At 63.5% G+C, this 16,194-nt stretch carries 20 protein-coding genes; 10 read left to right on the top strand and 10 right to left on the bottom strand.

Going from position 1 to position 16,194, the window contains the following annotated elements; translation table 11 throughout:
• Positions 1-9: 9 nt before the first annotated feature.
• Positions 10-1,197: an adenylyltransferase/sulfurtransferase MoeZ gene (gene moeZ, locus A0W34_RS10945; RefSeq protein WP_081557671.1), complete on the bottom strand. Its 1,188-nt coding sequence runs from the start codon at positions 1,195-1,197 to the stop codon at positions 10-12.
• A gap of 47 nt (positions 1,198-1,244) precedes the next feature.
• The gene (locus tag A0W34_RS10940) at positions 1,245-2,291 is read right to left on the bottom strand and encodes a DUF3152 domain-containing protein (RefSeq protein ID WP_007731223.1); all 1,047 of its coding nucleotides are present in this window, start codon (positions 2,289-2,291) and stop codon (positions 1,245-1,247) included.
• A 328-nt stretch (positions 2,292-2,619) separates the two neighbouring features.
• Here A0W34_RS10940 and A0W34_RS10935 point away from each other — a divergent pair, with 328 nt between their 5' ends.
• A complete protein-coding gene (locus A0W34_RS10935; protein WP_003942309.1) occupies positions 2,620-3,291 on the top strand; it encodes a TetR/AcrR family transcriptional regulator in 672 nt (223 codons plus the stop codon).
• A 75-nt stretch (positions 3,292-3,366) separates the two neighbouring features.
• Here A0W34_RS10935 and A0W34_RS10930 read toward each other — a convergent pair whose 3' ends face one another.
• Both A0W34_RS10930 and A0W34_RS10925 read right to left on the bottom strand, forming a co-directional pair.
• Positions 3,367-3,597, bottom strand: coding sequence for a DUF3107 domain-containing protein (locus tag A0W34_RS10930; protein WP_003942312.1), 231 nt, complete (start codon positions 3,595-3,597; stop codon positions 3,367-3,369).
• 107 nt (positions 3,598-3,704) lie between these two features.
• Positions 3,705-4,400, bottom strand: a complete 696-nt coding sequence (locus tag A0W34_RS10925; RefSeq protein WP_029255047.1) for a ferritin-like fold-containing protein — start codon at positions 4,398-4,400, stop codon at positions 3,705-3,707.
• Between the two features lie 377 nt (positions 4,401-4,777).
• On the opposite strand from A0W34_RS10925, the gene A0W34_RS10920 reads away from it, so the two are divergent.
• On the top strand, positions 4,778-6,382 hold the full coding sequence (locus A0W34_RS10920) for a DEAD/DEAH box helicase (protein WP_081557670.1): 1,605 nt from the start codon (positions 4,778-4,780) through the stop codon (positions 6,380-6,382).
• A gap of 9 nt (positions 6,383-6,391) precedes the next feature.
• A complete protein-coding gene (locus A0W34_RS10915; protein WP_030534999.1) occupies positions 6,392-7,594 on the top strand; it encodes an Rv3212 family protein in 1,203 nt (400 codons plus the stop codon).
• A gap of 13 nt (positions 7,595-7,607) precedes the next feature.
• On the opposite strand, the gene A0W34_RS10910 is transcribed toward A0W34_RS10915, so the two are convergent.
• Positions 7,608-8,405, bottom strand: coding sequence for a ParA family protein (locus A0W34_RS10910; RefSeq protein WP_030535000.1), 798 nt, complete (start codon positions 8,403-8,405; stop codon positions 7,608-7,610).
• 71 nt (positions 8,406-8,476) lie between these two features.
• Between A0W34_RS10910 and A0W34_RS10905 the strand changes: the two genes are divergently transcribed.
• Both A0W34_RS10905 and A0W34_RS10900 read left to right on the top strand, forming a co-directional pair.
• Complete coding sequence (locus A0W34_RS10905) at positions 8,477-9,100, top strand: acid phosphatase (protein WP_080552758.1); 624 nt, start codon at positions 8,477-8,479, stop codon at positions 9,098-9,100.
• A gap of 17 nt (positions 9,101-9,117) precedes the next feature.
• Positions 9,118-9,597 (top strand): GNAT family N-acetyltransferase, encoded by a 480-nt coding sequence (locus tag A0W34_RS10900; RefSeq protein ID WP_003940724.1) that lies wholly within the window; start codon positions 9,118-9,120, stop codon positions 9,595-9,597.
• A 42-nt stretch (positions 9,598-9,639) separates the two neighbouring features.
• Here the strand turns inward: A0W34_RS10900 and A0W34_RS10895 are convergent, their stop codons facing one another.
• Entirely contained in the window at positions 9,640-10,110 is a 471-nt protein-coding gene (locus tag A0W34_RS10895) for a membrane protein (RefSeq protein ID WP_019747799.1), read from the bottom strand.
• 41 nt (positions 10,111-10,151) lie between these two features.
• Between A0W34_RS10895 and A0W34_RS10890 the strand changes: the two genes are divergently transcribed.
• Positions 10,152-11,108, top strand: a complete 957-nt coding sequence (locus A0W34_RS10890; protein WP_007731209.1) for a diacylglycerol/lipid kinase family protein — start codon at positions 10,152-10,154, stop codon at positions 11,106-11,108.
• 255 nt (positions 11,109-11,363) lie between these two features.
• On the top strand, positions 11,364-11,618 hold the full coding sequence (locus A0W34_RS10885; RefSeq protein ID WP_003940950.1) for a WhiB family transcriptional regulator: 255 nt from the start codon (positions 11,364-11,366) through the stop codon (positions 11,616-11,618).
• 119 nt (positions 11,619-11,737) lie between these two features.
• Here the strand turns inward: A0W34_RS10885 and A0W34_RS10880 are convergent, their stop codons facing one another.
• Positions 11,738-13,240 carry a sensor histidine kinase gene (locus A0W34_RS10880; RefSeq protein ID WP_003940890.1) on the bottom strand — a complete coding sequence of 501 codons (1,503 nt, stop codon included), beginning with the start codon at positions 13,238-13,240 and terminating at the stop codon, positions 11,738-11,740.
• Between the two features lie 8 nt (positions 13,241-13,248).
• Entirely contained in the window at positions 13,249-13,464 is a 216-nt protein-coding gene (locus A0W34_RS10875) for a biotin/lipoyl-binding carrier protein (protein WP_007731208.1), read from the bottom strand.
• A gap of 136 nt (positions 13,465-13,600) precedes the next feature.
• Here A0W34_RS10875 and A0W34_RS33815 point away from each other — a divergent pair, with 136 nt between their 5' ends.
• Positions 13,601-13,675 (top strand): 50S ribosomal protein bL37, encoded by a 75-nt coding sequence (locus A0W34_RS33815; protein WP_022597109.1) that lies wholly within the window; start codon positions 13,601-13,603, stop codon positions 13,673-13,675.
• A 102-nt stretch (positions 13,676-13,777) separates the two neighbouring features.
• Here the strand turns inward: A0W34_RS33815 and rsrA are convergent, their stop codons facing one another.
• Positions 13,778-14,059 (bottom strand): mycothiol system anti-sigma-R factor, encoded by a 282-nt coding sequence (gene rsrA, locus A0W34_RS10870; RefSeq protein WP_081557668.1) that lies wholly within the window; start codon positions 14,057-14,059, stop codon positions 13,778-13,780.
• Positions 14,056-14,754 (bottom strand): sigma-70 family RNA polymerase sigma factor, encoded by a 699-nt coding sequence (locus tag A0W34_RS10865; RefSeq protein ID WP_042922166.1) that lies wholly within the window; start codon positions 14,752-14,754, stop codon positions 14,056-14,058. The genes rsrA and A0W34_RS10865 overlap by 4 nt, the downstream gene beginning before the upstream one ends.
• Before the next feature lie 207 nt (positions 14,755-14,961).
• On the opposite strand from A0W34_RS10865, the gene ybaK reads away from it, so the two are divergent.
• Together ybaK and A0W34_RS10855 are read left to right on the top strand one after the other, a co-directional pair.
• On the top strand, positions 14,962-15,456 hold the full coding sequence (ybaK, locus tag A0W34_RS10860; RefSeq protein WP_047271686.1) for a Cys-tRNA(Pro) deacylase: 495 nt from the start codon (positions 14,962-14,964) through the stop codon (positions 15,454-15,456).
• A gap of 24 nt (positions 15,457-15,480) precedes the next feature.
• Entirely contained in the window at positions 15,481-16,194 is a 714-nt protein-coding gene (locus tag A0W34_RS10855) for an SIMPL domain-containing protein (RefSeq protein ID WP_021332569.1), read from the top strand.

Below are 16,194 nucleotides of genomic sequence, written 5' to 3'. Positions count from 1 at the left end.
GAGGCGCGCCTAGTAGACCGGCAGACTCGCATCCACCTGGTTCGCCCAGGCGATCGCGCCGCCTTGAACGTGGACCGCGTCGGAGAAACCGGCGTTCTTGAGAAATGCCAATGCCTCGGCGGAACGAATGCCGGTTTTGCAGTACAGCACTATCTGCTTGTTCTGCGGCAACGTCGCCAGAGCTTCACCGGACAGGATGCGGTCCTTCGGGATCAGCACGGCCCCCGGCAGATGCATGATGTCCCATTCAACCGGTTCTCGTACGTCGACCAGCTCGATCGACCGTCCCTCGCCGATCATGGCCTCCAGTTCGGGCGCCGTGATCGTCGAACCGACAGCAGCGGCACTCGCCTCTTCGGACACGACACCGCAGAACGCGTCGTAGTCGATCAAGGCGGTGACCGGCACGCGGGTCGGATCACGCTGAAGGCGGATCGTCCGGAACGTCATCGCAAGTGCGTCGTAGATCATCAGGCGTCCGAGAAGCGGTTCGCCGATCCCCGTGACGAGCTTGACCGCCTCGGTCGCCATGATCGAACCGACGGTCGCAGGCAGGACTCCGAGCACACCACCCTCGGCGCACGAGGGGACCATGCCTGGCGGCGGCGCCTCCGGGTAAAGATCGCGATAGTTCAGTCCCGCGCCGTCCGGGGCGTCTTCCCAGAAGACCGAGACCTGCCCTTCGAAGCGGTAGATCGAGCCCCACACGTACGGCTTTCCCGCGATGACGGCAGCATCGTTGACGAGGTACCGCGTCGCGAAGTTGTCCGTACCGTCCAGGATCAGGTCGTACTCGGAGAACAGTTCGACCGCGTTGGAGTTGTCCAGGCGGAACTCGTGCAACCGGACGTCGACGTGCTCGTTGATTTCGAGAATCGACTCCTTCGCGCTGAGCGCCTTCGGGCGTCCGACGTCGGAGCGTCCGTGAATCACCTGACGCTGCAGGTTCGACATGTCGACCTCGTCGAACTCGACGATCCCGATGGTGCCCACTCCTGCGGCCGCGAGATAGAGCAGTGCCGGTGAACCCAATCCACCGGCGCCGATGAACAGGACTCGTGCATTCTTGAGCCGCTTCTGACCGGTCATGCCTACGTTCGGGATGATCAGGTGCCGGCTGTATCTGGCAACTTCCTCCCGGCTCAACTCGGCTGCCGGCTCCACCAGTGGTGGCAATACGACGGGTGTTGCAGACACCGCGAAACACTCCTAGTTCAAGACGAGATCAGGGATTCTCGATCCGGTCACGCTCGGGGGTACGGCCACGGATTGAAGCGGCACGTGAGTCCGTTCATCGGAACGACGCCCTCGGGATCAAGCCTAGCGATGTCGTTGTTCGCGGTTCCGAAGGTCTGCTGCATCATGATCGGTGCGAGTCCACCTTCGGTCTCGCACGGCTGATGAGCGGCGTATCCGATGGCATGGCCGACCTCGTGATTGATCTGATACTGCCGATACGAGCCGATGTCGCCCTGGAACGAAATGGCGCCTCGCACCCATCGCGGTTCGTTGAGCAGGACTCGGTCCATGCTCGGGTTGTAGCAGGATCCTTCGAGTTCGATTTCGTATCCACAGCCTTCGCGGATCGTCATCTGTGAGGTCAAGGAGATCCGGAAGTCCGGCTCGCCGGCGTCGACGCGCCGGAACGCGACCTTGGGATCGTTGGTCCAACTCTTCGGATTGGCCAGTGTCTGGTCGACCATGCGTCCGTACGATTCGTCTCCGCCGAAGCCGGTCGTGTCGACGCCGTCCTCGATCTCGACCGTGTACGTGAACTCGCGTTCGGTTCCCTGTCCGACCTTGCCCGTCGTACCTGGTACGACGTGCCACGTTCCACCCCCCGCGACGGTGAACGGACCACCGTCGGGAAGGGCACCGGACGGTATCGACGAGGCAAAAGTTCCGTCTCCGGCCGGTGGGGCACCGATGACGTCGGTTCCGTCAGTGCTGTGCGCGAGGTCGGCGGTGGCCGACGTCTTGCTCGCGGAGTCTGTGGCGTCCGGCCGCACCGCATCGACGATCACAAGAATGGTGAGCACCACGAGAACCGGAATCGCGTAGGCCCGCCAACCGTAGGTCGAGACGAAGCGCCCGAGCTTGCTCTGCTTTCGCGCTGCCCGGTCCGGTCGCGGATTACGCGGGGTTCGGCCCACTTCTCGTTTGGTCGGATCCCATTGGGCGCGCAAAGGCTGATGGGAGGAAATGCCGCGATAGTCGCGTTCGCCGTAGGCACGATCATCCGGCACCTCCGGCCGACGTTCGTCGCGAGGCGCTCCAGTTCCGCTACGCATTCGACGTTCCTCACGTTCAGGGTTCTGCGTAGTTCGTCCACGCATGCGCGGTCCCCCTGGGTCAGTCACGTCGTCCAGAATCTCACACACGGCAAGTCGCTCGCCCGGGCTGACCGAAACTTGCTGGTCCTGGCGTGTCATGGCAGCCCGTCCTGTAACGAGAAAGACCGCTGGTCTCGCTCACCGAGGCACGCGCGACTCGCCCGGGCGACACACGGTATCGTTCATTCGGCTACGACCGGTGTGACGGAGGATACTGGCGGGTACGCACACGCGACTCGCGGATCCGCGCGCCGACCGAATTACTTTTGCTCAGATTGGAAGCGACATGACAGAACTCGCGGATCGGACTGACTCCGATCGCGGTACAACGGCTGGCAAGCCTGCCGGAACACGTCGCAGCACCCGCCTCCCCCGCGATGCGCGCCGCCTCCAGCTCCTCGCAGCTGCAAGTGAGGTATTCGTTGCGAACGGGTACCACTCGGCCGGCATGGACGAGATCGCCGAATGTGCCGGTGTCAGCAAGCCAGTTCTGTACCAACATTTCCCAGGCAAACTCGAACTGTACGTCGCAGTCCTGCAGAGTTACGTCGACAGCCTCATCTCGGGTGTACGCCAGGCCCTGCGATCGACGACGGACAACAAACAGCGTGTCCGCGCCGCGGTCCAGGCGTTCTTCGACTTCGTCGACAACGACTCCCAGGGCTTCCGCCTGGTGTTCGAGTCCGACATCATGGGCGAACCTCAGGTCCAGACACGCGTCGAACAAGCCACCGAAGCCTGCGTCGACGCCGTGTTCGACCTGGTGAGTCAGGATTCCGGACTCGATCCGTACCGTGCGCGCATCCTTGCGGTCGGTCTTGTCGGTGCCAGCCAGTTCACTGCGCGGTACTGGCTCGAGGCCGCGCGGCCGATCCCGAAGGAAGAAGCCGTGGAAATCACCGTGACCCTCGCGTGGGGCGGTCTCTCACACGTGCCGCTGCAAGCCGAAACGAAGTAACCGGAACCCGAACCCGAACGAGAATGGGCGGGCAGTCTCACGACTGCCCGCCCATTCTGCTGTTACAGCTACGCGTCAGACGGTAGGCGCGAATCCGACCTTGCGGATATCGGACGGACCGATCTCCACGTACGCCACACGAGAAGCCTGCACCAGGAACTTGCGGCCCTTGTCGTCGACGAGAGCCAGAACCGGCTCGCGGCCACCGAGGACAGCCGCGACCAGTGTCTCGACCTCGTCAGGGGTCTGTTCGCTGTTGACGATGAGCTCACGCGGGCTGTCGATTACACCGATCTTGACCTCCACGGTCAACCTCCGAACTGTTCGTGAATTACATCCGTTGTCGACGCAAGGCTAATGCAGCAACGACCGCCCACGCTCCTCTGCACGCTGTGCCCAGAGCGAACAGGCACCTAGACGAGTCCGAGAATCGCCATCCGCTCGGCATGCTTTGCCTGCATGCCGTCGAACAACGCGACAACTCCGTTGAGGTCGCCGGAGGCGGAGATCACCAGATCGGTGAGATCCTCACGCTGCGCCAGCACGAACTGCGCCTGCGTGATTGCTTCGCCCAGAAGACGGCGTCCCCAGAGCATCAACCGGTCCTTGGCGCGAGTACTGGCCTCCACTGCTGCCTTCACCTCGAGCACCACGAACTCCGAGTGGCCCGTCTGGGACAGCACGTCCTCTACGATTTCCGCGACATCCGCCGGGAGAGAGTGCCCGATCTCGCGATAGAAGTCGGCAGCGATTCCGTCGCCGACGTACGCCTTCACGAGCGATTCCAGCCACGTCGACGGTGTCGTCGACGCGTGGTAGTTGTCGAGAGCTCGAACGAACGGGTCCATGACGGCGAAGATCTCGTGGCCACGTTCCGTCAACGCCGTTTCCAGAGTCTCGAAGTGGTCCATCTCGGCGGCGGCCATGCTGGCGAACGCCACCTTGCCTCGCAGGTCCGGTGCCATTTGTGCGTCCTCCGCCAAACGGTAGAACGCCGAAATCTCGCCATACGCGAGAACGGCAAACAAATCGATTACGCCAGGGTGATCGGAAGCGACTCGGCCTCCGGTTCCAGCGTCCGTCGAAGCATCAAGATCGTGTGCGCCCATGACTACGAACTGTAGTGCTTCGACGGCCGACGCGACCGGCAAGGACCGCATGTCCGATTCGGTGATCTTCGACATGTCATCGCGAGGGACGGACAACGTGCAGCTACAATGGTCTTGGGAGTTCGCCAGTTCCCCCGGGCCATTTGGTTAGCCGGGACGGCTGTATTCACACGAACCCCACCGATAATGTGCGCGCACCTGCATCGACGGTTGTCGCCCGCTTCGCCGAGATCTCCGGACGGTTCGAATTCGTCCGAGTGGAATTCAGTGCTGAGGCGTAGGCATGACCGAAGAAAAAGAGGGCATCGACATCGGCCGACTTACGGCCTGGCCCCTTACCTTGTGCGTGCGTACCGCCACGAGGAAAGGCTAGTCCCCTGAGCAAGATCACTGTCGACCACGAAGACGAAGCAACCGAGAACACCGTTTCCGTCCAGCTCGACGACACCCATGTACCCCCGAGCTTCGCCGAACTCGGTGTCCGCGACGAAATCGTCCGCGCACTGAACGAGATCGGCATCGAGCGCACCTTCGCCATCCAGGAACTCACCCTTCCGTTGGCTCTCGCCGGTGACGACCTCATCGGTCAGGCCCGCACCGGAATGGGCAAGACCTTCGGTTTCGGCGTCCCGCTCCTGCATCGCATCGTCACCGCCGAGAACGGCACGGCTGTTCTCGACGGCACGCCCCGCGCTCTGATCATCGTTCCCACCCGCGAGCTGTGCATCCAGGTTGCCCGCGACCTCGAGAACGCCAGCAAGTACCTCCGAGTCGGCGACCGCGGTCTCCAGGTTCTGCCCATCTACGGCGGCCGTCCGTACGAGGCGCAGATCTCGGCACTCCAGAAGGGCGTCGACGTTGTCGTCGGCACCCCGGGTCGCCTGCTCGACCTCGCCAACCAGTCGCACCTGATCCTGGGCAAGGTGGGCGTTCTCGTCCTCGACGAGGCCGACGAAATGCTCGACCTGGGATTCCTCCCCGACATCGAACGCCTCATGGGCATGGTCCCCGACAAGCGTCAGACGATGCTCTTCTCCGCGACGATGCCCGGCCCGATCATCACCCTGGCTCGTACCTTCCTGACGCAGCCGACGCACATCCGCGCCGAAGAGGCCGAATCCTCCGCGGTGCACGATCGCACCAGCCAGCACATCTACCGTGCACACGCGCTCGACAAGGCCGAGATGGTCGCCCGCGTCCTGCAGGCCGAAGGCCGCGGCGCGACGATGATCTTCACCCGCACCAAGCGCACAGCCCAGAAAGTCGCCGACGATCTCGCCGAGCGCGGCTTCTCCGTCGGTGCCGTCCACGGTGACCTCGGCCAGATCGCCCGTGAAAAGGCGCTGAAGGGCTTCCGTAACGGCAAGGTCGACGTTCTGGTCGCCACCGACGTCGCTGCCCGCGGTATCGACATCGACGATGTCACCCACGTCATCAACTACCAGTGCCCCGAGGACGAGAAGACCTACGTCCACCGCATCGGTCGTACCGGCCGCGCCGGACGCACCGGCATCGCCGTCACGCTGGTCGACTGGGACGACATCCCTCGCTGGCAGCTCATCGACAAGGCACTGAGCCTCGGAATCCCCGACCCGGTCGAGACCTACTCCAGCTCGCCGCACCTCTACGAAGAGTTGTCCATTCCGGCCGATGCCAAGGGCACTGTTCGCAAGGCCAAGGCCGCCCCTGAGAAGGCAGCAACGGACAAAGCAGCAACGGACAGAGCAGACGCGCCGAAGTCGACCGACTCGGACGGCAACGAAGAGAAGGCCGCTCCCCGCCGCAACCGGACCCGTCGCCGCACCCGCGCCGGCGCTTCGACCGACGCTGCGACGTCCACCACCGCCGGCGCCACCACAGCTCCCCCTTCGGCACCCGCGGCAACCGCTGCCGAGAACTCGGACGAAGACGGAGCGGCCAAGCCGCGTCGCCGTCGGCGTCGTCGCCCCGCGGCTTCCGCGACGGCAGGCGCCGCAGAGTAAGCTGCCGATGTGCTGGCTCCCGAAAGGCGTACTCGCTCAGATGTGATCGGTGCGCTGGCAATCGCGCTGGCCGTAATCGTGGCGGTGACCGTTGTGTGGTTGCGCAGTGATGCGCGCGGAACCACCTCGGTCACCGCCGAATCTCCACTCCCACCTCTGTCGACGTCGGTGTTGTTACCCGACATCCTGAAGCAGACGTGGGAATCTCCCAGTGCCGACTCGACGGCACCGATCACCGTCGGAAATGCCGTCGTCACCGCCGACGGCTCCGAGGTGATCGGCCGCGATCCGGCAACGGGCGAAGAAGTGTGGCGATACGCGCGCAACATTCCGCTGTGCGGCGCGATCGGTTCGTGGGATCGCGTCGTCAGCGTCTATCAGGATGATCGCGGTTGCTCTCAGGTCACGTCACTGGTCGCCGACACCGGCGCCCGAAAGGACCAGCGCAACAGCGACGCCGATTCCGCGGTCAGCCTTTCAGCGGACGGCACCTACCTGATTTCGCGCGGCAGTGAGCGAATGGAGCTGTGGCGCTCGGACCTCGTCCGAACCCTCGAGTACGGCCGGGTCGACGCGAAGGTCAACCCCAACAAGCAACCCCGCACCGGATGCACGCTGCTCGACGCTGCGTCGAGCGCCAACCGAGTCTCGGTACTCGAACGCTGCCCCGGTGAAGCCTCCAACAGGTTGACGGTGATGAATCCCGCACCCAAGGACGCCCAGGAACCCGAAGAGTACGGATCCGCGATTCTCCTCGACTCCGAGGGCGCCCGCCTGCTGGCCGTGGCCGGCGAAAAGACGGCGGTCTATCTCCCCGCAGCCAACGGAACCGTTTCTCGCATCACCATTTTCGACGGATCCGGCAATCCGATCGTCGACTATCCGATCGAGGGAACGGTGACCGAAGGCGCCCGCACCCACGCCGACAAGGCTTCGATCACGTGGTGGACCGGCTCGCAGACCGTCAACCTGCGCCTGAGCGATCTGGCTCCGACGTGGATCGTCAACGGAACGTCAGGACCCGGAAGCATGGTTGCCGGTCAGATGCTCATCCCCGTTCCGGGCGGCATTGCAGCCGTCAGTCCGTCGGACGGAGCGGTGCAGCGCATGATCGCAGTCGACCGCGGTGAGACGGCGACGCCGATCGTGCTCGCCAGTGCGGGCGAGACGATTCTGGAACAGCGCGGCGATACCTTGTTCGCGCTGCGCTAGAAGCTCACCTTCCTCAGATCGCCAGTTCCGGCGCGAAAGTCACGACTTCGTTTCCAGCCCAATGCTTTACGAGATTGTCGGCGAGTTCTCGATAGGCATCCGCGCCCTTGTTCTTTCGTCCGGCGAGGACCGTCGCACCCGACGCGGACGCCTCGGCGAACTTGACGGTGCGTGGGATCGGAGGCGCCAGAACGGCCAGGGAGTAGCGGTCGCTGACGTCGGCGAGCACGTCGCGACTGTGCGTGGTTCGAGCGTCGTACAGAGTCGGAAGTGCGCCGAGCAGAACAAGATCCGGGTTGGTGATGGCTTGGACTTCACGAACCGTACGCAGCAGCTGTCCGACGCCGCGGTGTGCGAGGGTTTCGCATTGTAGTGGAACCAGAACCGACTGCGCCGCAGTCAATCCGTTGAGTGTGAGCACACCCAACGACGGTGGGCAGTCGATGATGATGACGTCGTAAGAGCCCAGGAGCGGAGACAGCGCCCGCTTGAGCGCGAACTCTCGACCGGGTCGCATCAGGAGCAGCGCTTCGGCGCCCGCGAGATCGATCGTGGCCGGCAGGAGATCCATACCGTCGTCCGTCTTCAGCACGGCGTCGACCGCGTCGAGATCACCTGCCAGGACCTCGTTGACCGAACGCTCGAGGCGATCCGGGTTGTGTCCGAGCGAGAACGTCAGGCAGCCCTGCGGGTCGAGATCCACCACCAGAACTCGTTGTCCGAGCGCGGACAAAGCCGCACCGAGAGAAGCGACGGTGGTGGTTTTAGCCACGCCGCCCTTTTGATTCGCCACTGCGAGAACCGTCGTCACACGTAGATCCTTGCGCACTTCGCGCCAGGAGGCGAGCTACACACGCGAGGCAGCCTGCAATGATGGTCGACATGACGTCCCAGTCCGCCCCCTCGTCGATCCCCCTCGGTGCTCGCGTCGTACTCATGCGACACGGTGAAACCGAGTGGGCACGCACCGGGAAACACACGGGCCGGACCGAGGTTCCGCTGACTCCGCTCGGCGAGATGCAGGCAACCGCGACCGGAAATCGCTTGCGAACCCTCGACCTCCGGAACCCCATGATTCTGACGAGTCCGCGGCTGCGCGCACAGTTGACGGGCGATCTCGCCGGCCTGCCGGAAGAGCGAACCTGGGACGCACTGTCCGAATGGGACTACGGCGACTACGAAGGCCTCACGACGCCCGAGATCCGCGCAACTGTGCCCGATTGGACCGTCTGGACGCACCCGTGCCCCGGCGGCGAGCAGGCCGATCAGATCCACGCCCGCACCGACATGGTGCTGTCGATGGTGCGTTCACAACTACCCGAACGCGACGTGATCCTGATCGGGCACGGCCACTTCTCACGCGCACTCATCGCCCGCTGGCTCGAGCTCCCGGTGACGGAAGGAAAGCGTTTCGCCTTGTCCCCCGGCGCATACTCGGTTCTCGGTTACGAGCACGGCGCCACCCACCTCGTCCATCACAACGTGCCGCCGCTCGTCGAGGCTTGAGGCCTAAGATTCTCCTTATGATCCGACGCGCCACGCCCGCAGACGTCCAGCCGATCACCGACATGATCTACGAGTTGGCCGACTACCAGAAGGCCCTCGACGAGTGCACCGTGAAGGCGGAACAGATCGGCGAGGCGTTGTTCGGGCCGGCCGCGACGGCCTTCGCGCACGTCGCTGTGAATTCGGCCGACGACGTCGTCGGCATGGCGTTGTGGTTTCGCAATTTCTCGACGTGGGACGGCGCTCACGGCATCTACCTCGAAGACCTCTACGTCAAGCCCAGTCAGCGCGGATCAGGCCACGGGAAGGCTCTTCTGGCCGCACTCGCCAAGGAGTGCACCGACAACGACTACACCCGGCTGTCCTGGTCGGTGCTCAACTGGAACACCCCCTCGATCAAGTTCTACGAGTCACTCGGCGCCGACGCGAAGACGGAGTGGACCACGTATCGCCTGACCGGTACTCACCTCGGAGCTCTCGCCGCCGAAGCTGAGTAGAGCGGAAGCTGAGTAGGTCTGAAGCAGCGTAGGCGTTCCGTCCTACTTGTCCCGCGGCTCTTCGGTCTCGTCCGGGCGCCCCTCTTCCGGCGAGACCTCGTCTGCGTACGCTCCGTACTCCGCTGCCATCCATCGAGACGTCGGAGCCGAGAACAGGCAGCCCAGAGCGCCGAGAACGACGACACCCAGAACGATGCCGAGTGGCACCTGATGCGAATCGGTCAGGAGCGACCAGGCGACCGGCAGGAGCAGCAACTGCGCGACGACGGCGATTGCCCGGCCCCACCGGCGGCCCGTCAGCAAAGCGATACCGGCAGCCAACACCGCGCCGCCGAGGATCGCGACCCAGGCGGCAAATCCGTATCCGTTGGTGACGCTCTGATCGTGGCCGGTTGCACCGCGAATCACTGCGACGATCGCGAACCCGGCGGCAACCAGCCCTTGAAGCGTCACGAGGGCACCTGCCCATGTGACTGTCTTGGGCAGGGCGTTCGGACTGGCGGTATTCGGCACGAGGCCAGCCTAGAACACGACACCGGATAGGCTCATGCCCCGTGCGCGCACTGCTGATCGTCAATCCCAATGCCACCTCCACCACCGCTGCCGGTCGTGACCTGTTGGCACACGCCCTCGAGAGTCGGGTGCGACTTACTGTGGCGCACACCACACATCGGGGTCATGCTGCCGAACTGGCGCGCGAAGCCCACGAAGACGGCTTCGGCTCGGTGATCGTCCACGGTGGCGACGGAACGGTCAACGAAGTGGTCAACGGACTGCTCGGGTCACCGCATCCCGCGTCGATGAAATCGGTTCCGGTCGGTCCGATCCCGACGATCGCTGTCGTCCCGGGAGGCTCGGCAAACGTTTTCGCGCGCTCACTCGGTATTGCCGCCGACCCGATCGACGCCACGAACCAACTCGTCGACCTCCTCTCCGAACGGACCAGGCGCCGAATCGGGCTCGCACACTGCGACAACCGTTGGTTCACGTTCAACGCCGGAATGGGCCTCGACGCCGATGTGTGCGAGGCCGTCGACGCCAGCCGTAAGAACGGTGACGCCGCCACACCCGCCCGGTATGTCCGAACCGCGATCGCGGCGTTCTTCCGTGCCAAGCGAGCCGAACCAGCGCTGACCGTCCACCTTCCCGATCAGGATCCCGTCTCCGGAGTCCACTACGCATTCGTCTCGAACTCGAGCCCGTGGACATATCTGGAAGAGCGTCCCGTCCACACCAATCCGGGAACGACCTTCGACAGTGGACTCGGCATCTTCGCCATGACGAGCACCAAAGTTCTGCCGTCCCTGCGGGTTGTGCGGCAACTACTCGCACGCGGCGCGGAGCCGAAATCGAAGGTCCTCTTACGCACCGACGACGTCCCGACAATCACCATCGAATCGTCGCGACCGATCGGACTCCAGATGGACGGCGACTACATCGGACTTCGTGAAAAGGTCGAATTCACCTCGGTCCCGGATGCACTGGAAGTGTTCGCACCGATTACGACGTGAGTCAGGCAACACGTTTGACCTGCAAAAACTCTGGTGCCAAAAGGTCGAAATCGGGTAAAATGCCGGTGACGCCCAGGTGGCCGTCAGGTGTGTCACAAATTAGTGAGTTGGCCCACGAACCCGTTCAAACCTATTGACATACCGCGAGTTCGTGAAAGCATTCACAAGTAACAGTGCGGAAACATTGATGACGCACACACAAACTCATTGGTACCAAATGGTGTGAATACACACCCAATTAAGGAGCGAAAAAAGATGGACTGGCGCCACAACGCAATCTGTCGCGACGAGGATCCCGAACTGTTCTTCCCTGTGGGAAACAGTGGACCGGCCCTCGCTCAGATCGCTGATGCCAAGGTTGTCTGCAACCGCTGCCCCGTCACCGCCGAGTGCCTGTCGTGGGCTCTCGAGTCCGGCCAGGATGCAGGCGTCTGGGGCGGAATGAGCGAAGACGAGCGTCGCGCACTCAAGCGTCGTAACGCACGTACCCGTGCACGCACTTCCGTCTAGGTAGAACCGAGACGTTCGACTCGCGGCGGAGAACAGCCCCTCTGCACAGTCGAAGACGACAGCCCGGCACCACATGGTGCCGGGCTTTTTGTCTGCTCGAATCGCTAACGCGGCTCGAATCAGTAACGCGCAGAACGTCTACCGAGCGGCACACGCAGAACCGCGTCGGTACCGCCTCCGCTTCCCGGGTGCAGTCCGAGCGAGCCACCGAGCTCGGCTCCCAGCAGAGTCCGCACGATCTGGAGTCCGAGGCGATCGGATTTCTCGAGGTCGAAGTTCTCCGGCAGGCCGCGCCCGTTGTCGTGGATGATCACGTCCAACCAGCGTGCAGAACGCTCGGCACTGAGTGTGACCGTGCCGGTCACACCCGGATCGAAAGCGTGCTCGATCGCGTTCTGCACCAACTCCGTCAGCACCATGACCAGCGGGGTGGCGCGCTCGGCGGAGAACACTCCGAAACTGCCCTCACGCCGAATCGTCACCGGCACACCTACTCCCGCGACATCGGAGAGCATGGGAACCAACCGGTCGATCACCTCGTCGAGATCCACCTCTTCGTCCACCGACATCGACAAGGTGTCGTGAACGAGGGCGATGGACGTCACGCGTCTCACCGACTCTGTCAACGCTTGTCGCGCTTCGTCGTTGCCGGTTCGCCTGGCCTGTAGACGCAGAAGCGCCGCGACGGTTTGCAGATTGTTCTTCACTCGATGGTGAATCTCGCGGATGGTTGCGTCCTTGCTCAGCAGAGCGCGATCACGACGCTTGACCTCGGTGACGTCGCGGACGACGACCGCAGCACCGACATGCCGGCCGCCAGGCTTGAGAACCAGGGCCCGCAGCAGAACGGTTGCCCCGCGCGCCTCGATCTCCATACGGCGACCGGGCTTGTCCGCCAACGTATCTCGGATGTATCCCGCAGCTTCCTGAGACTCGAACGGGTCGGTGACCAACGAACGGGTCAGTGCCGCGAGGTCTTGGCCCACCAGATCCGAGCTCAGACCCATCCGGTGATAGGCCGAGAGGGCGTTCGGGCTGGCATAGACGACTGTGCCTTCGGTGTCGAGGCGGATGAAGCCGTCGCCCGCACGTGGGCTCGAGTTCGTGTCGGAGCGCGATTCTCGGATCGGGAAGGTTCCGTCGCTGATCATCTGACACAGGTCTTCGGCGCAATCGAGATACGCGAGTTCGAGCGGACTCTGCGCTCGCTGGTGCGACAGGTTGGTGTCGCGGCTCAGAACAGCGATGACTCGCCCGTCCAGACGCACCGGAACGGCTTCCCGACGCGGCGGCATTCCTTCACGCCACGTCTCGTCTTCCCCGCGCACGACGCGGCCCTCCACGAGAGCGCGAAGAACCTGCGGGTGCTCGGACTCGGAAACGACCGTTCCGACCGCATCCTCCGGAAAAGCCGTCGATGCCGTTGTCGGCCGGCAATGCGCGACGCAGATGACCGTCCCCTCGGATCGGTTCTTCTCCGATTCGGTGCCCACCCACAAGAGAACGTCGGCAAAGGAGAGGTCGGCGAGCAGTTGCCACTCCCCCACGACGCGCTGGAGATGGTCGACCGCCGCACCGGGAAGATCGGTGTGTTCGGCGAGGAGGTCACTGAGAGTGGACATCGTCCGGCTTAGGAGATCACGGCGATCAGATCGCCTTGCTGAATCACGTCGCCGACCTTGACGCCCACCGTCGTCACCGTTCCCGGAACCTCGGCCAGGACGGGAATCTCCATCTTCATGGATTCGAGGATGACCAGGGTGTCGCCGTCCGCAACGACGTCTCCCTCGCTCACGACGACCTGGTAGACCGTCGAAACCATCTCGGCGCGCACGTCTTCTGCCATCGTGAACCTCACTTCTGTCGGAACTGCACTCTGACCACGAAAATACGTCGACGGATCACTCGATCGACCTGCCAATGGAACCACACCGGCATCGGCGTGAAACAATGACGCGAAAGAAACAGAAGGGAGACCAATCATGGGTAAGCGTGGTCGTAAGAAGCGCAGCCGTAAGGGCAACGCCGCTAACCATGGCAAGCGTCCAAACGCCTGACATGTAGCGCAACAAAACGTCCGAGGGGCGGGGAAGCATTGCTTCCCCGCCCCTCGGCGTTACTGCCTTACGACTGCTGCCGCTCAGATCTTCGCTGACGGGCTAGCTGTCGGTTTCGGTAGTCGCTATGACGATGGTCCGACGCAACTCGACGGTGAGCCTCTGACGCAGGCTTTCCGGCGCATGGTCTCCGCCGCACTTACGGTTGATCAGGCTCTTGACCTTCTCTTCGATCCCGTAGGCCTCGAGGCACGATCCACAATCGTCGATATGACGCTGCAGGCGAGCACGACTTGAATCGTCGCATTCACCGTCGAGCATCAACCAGACGTCGGCGATGACTGCCGAGCAGTCGAGCCTTTCGAATTCGTCCTGCTCACTCATCGTGTGACACCTTCCGTCTCGGTGGCTGCGACTGTGGCTGTGTCGACCGCGCCGTCCCGATTGAATCCCCGGTCTTTTGCGACATCGGCCAAAAGACCACGCAATTGCTTGCGACCACGGTGCAGTCGCGACATCACCGTTCCGATGGGTGTGCCCATGATCTCCGCGATCTCCTTGTACGGGAATCCTTCGACATCGGCGTAGTACACGGCCATACGGAATTCCTCGGGAAGCGACTGCAGCGCCGCCTTGATGTCGTCGTCAGGCAACGCGTCGAGCGCCTCCACCTCGGCCGATCGCAGCCCCGTCGAAGTGTGCTCGGCGGTGGCGGCCAACTGCCAGTCGGTGATCTCGTCCGTCGGATACTGCGCGGGTTGGCGCTGCTTCTTGCGGTACGAGTTGATGTAGGTGTTCGTGAGAATCCGGTACAGCCAGGCTTTCAGGTTGGTACCGGCACGGAACGAACGGAAAGCGGTGTACGCCTTGACGTACGTCTCCTGCACGAGATCCTCGGCATCAGCCGGATTCCGCGTCATGCGCAGGGCAGCGCCGTACAACTGGTCGAGCAGCGGGAGCGCGTCGCGCTCGAACCGGGCAATCAACTCATCCGCAGTTTCGGGCGTTTCGGACACTGCGCCGTCGATAGGTTCAGCTACCCCTGACGGTTCGTCCTTGGGCCGGTCGTGTTCCAGCACTCTGATCCCTTCACTAGCCGTAGGGATCAAGGTTACCGCCAACTGAAGATCCGACCCACGGGCCGGTGGTGGCTCACACACAGCCAGCACGGTCGCTCCTTCGCTTCTCGGGACAAGTTTCATCAACTGGTACCAACACGGGAGTCAGCGACTCTGTTCCCGGCCTGGTCGAATGCACCTGTCGGCGATCCACATAGGGTGTTCCACATGGCCGGAACAGCGACCCCTGCGACCGTACTTCTCGACAAGTCGAAGACACCGCACCGCGTCCACAGCTACGACCACGATCCTCGCGCCGAATCTTTCGGCGACGAGGCGGTCACTGCACTGGCAGAGTCGACAGGCGTCGAGGCCGCCCAGATCTTCAAGACCTTGGTCGTCAAACTCGACACCGGCAAGCTCGCCGTCGCGGTCCTGCCGGTCCCGGACAAGCTCTCGCTCAAAGCTGCAGCCGCTGCCCTCGGTGCGAGCAAAGCCGTCATGGCCGATCGCGCCGAAGCCGAGCGCTCGAGCGGCTACGTCTTCGGCGGTATCTCACCGCTCGGCCAGCGCAAGAAACTGCCGACAGTGATCGATGCGTCGGCGCTCGACTGGGACCGCATTCTCTGCAGCGCCGGCCGACGCGGGCTCGAAATCGAGCTGGCTCCGACGGACCTCACGCAGCTCAGTGGCGCGGTCACGGCGCAAATCACGGCGGGCTGAGTATCCGGTCGCTACGGTCTCACCATGCGACCACACCTGAAAACTCTTGCACTGACCGCTGCAGCGGCAGCCCTCACCGTCTCGCTGACGGCCTGCGGGAGTTCGGACAATGCCGCCAAGGAAGTCACGGTAGTCGGATCAGGGCAGGTCCGCGGGGCGCCGGACATCCTCAATGCCGACATCGGCATCGAGGTGGTTGCCCCGGATGTATCGGGAGCGGTCTCGGAGGCGAATGACAAGGCCCGTCAGATGATCGACGCGATAGTCGCCGCCGGGGTTGCCCCCGAGGACGTGCAGACAAGCGATCTGTCCGTCCAGCCGCAGTACGACGCCAGCGGCGGACCGTTCGTCGGCGGCAACGTGACCGGCTACCGGGCGACCAACTCGGTACGAATCGTCGTCCGCGATCTCGACAAGGCCTCTTCTGTCCTGGACGCCGGCATCGCGGCGGGCGGAAACGCGGCACGGCTCGGTAACGTCGCCTTCGCCATCGACGACGACTCTCAGCTTCTGGCCGACGCTCGCACCCGTGCCTTCGAGGACGCGAAGAACCGTGCCGAGCAGTACGCGGATCTGTCCGGGACGTCGCTCGAAAACGTCGTGACCATCACCGAGGCACACGACACGAGTGGCGGTCAGACCATGCGCGCTCCCGACGCCTCGATGTCCGACATGGTTCTCGCCCCGGGAACCCAGCAGGTCTCGTTCGAAGTGACCGTCACCTGGGCTCTCGGCTGA

This window comes from Rhodococcus sp. BH4 (assembly GCF_002079265.1).
In the GTDB taxonomy this organism is placed as follows: Bacteria; Actinomycetota; Actinomycetes; order Mycobacteriales; family Mycobacteriaceae; genus Rhodococcus_F; species Rhodococcus_F qingshengii.
The sequence above is the reverse complement of the archived record's forward strand: the minus strand, read 5'-3'. Positions and strand labels throughout refer to the sequence as shown.